This is a genomic window from Gottfriedia luciferensis (assembly GCF_001712755.1).
Taxonomy (GTDB): domain Bacteria; phylum Bacillota; class Bacilli; order Bacillales; family Bacillaceae_G; genus Gottfriedia; species Gottfriedia luciferensis_B.
The window spans coordinates 1-373 of the sequence record NZ_MDKC01000031.1 but is presented as its reverse complement, the minus strand read 5'-3'; the positions used below and the strand labels follow the sequence as shown (position 1 = coordinate 373).

2 tRNA genes and 1 rRNA gene are annotated in these 373 nt (G+C 46.6%); all 3 read left to right on the top strand.

What is annotated here, in order from left to right:
• The first annotated feature begins 67 nt into the window (after nt 1-67).
• Nucleotides 68-144: transfer RNA gene (locus tag BED47_RS14975), tRNA-Pro, on the top strand.
• Nucleotides 145-148: 4 nt separating this feature from the next.
• A tRNA-Gly gene (locus BED47_RS14970) sits at nt 149-222 on the top strand.
• Between the two features lie 82 nt (nt 223-304).
• Nucleotides 305-373, top strand: a 16S ribosomal RNA gene (locus BED47_RS14965); the annotation flags it as partial.

Here is a 373-nt window from a genome sequence, read left to right as displayed (position 1 = left end):
TTGGATAGAGCGTTTGACTACGGATCAAAAGGTTATGGGTTCGAGTCCTTTCGGGCGCGCCATATTACGGGAAGTGGCTCAGCTTGGTAGAGCACCTGGTTTGGGACCAGGGGGTCGCAGGTTCAAATCCTGTCTTCCCGACCATTTCGCGGGTGTAGTTTAATGGTAAAATAGAAGCCTTCCAAGCTTCGGTCGTGGGTTCGATTCCCATCACCCGCTCCATTATGAACTTTGAAAACTAAACAAAACATGAAGTAAACGTCAATTATTAGTTTTTTGAGCAATACAAGATTTAAACTTAACTTTTATGGAGAGTTTGATCCTGGCTCAGGACGAACGCTGGCGGCGTGCCTAATACATGCAAGTCGAGCGG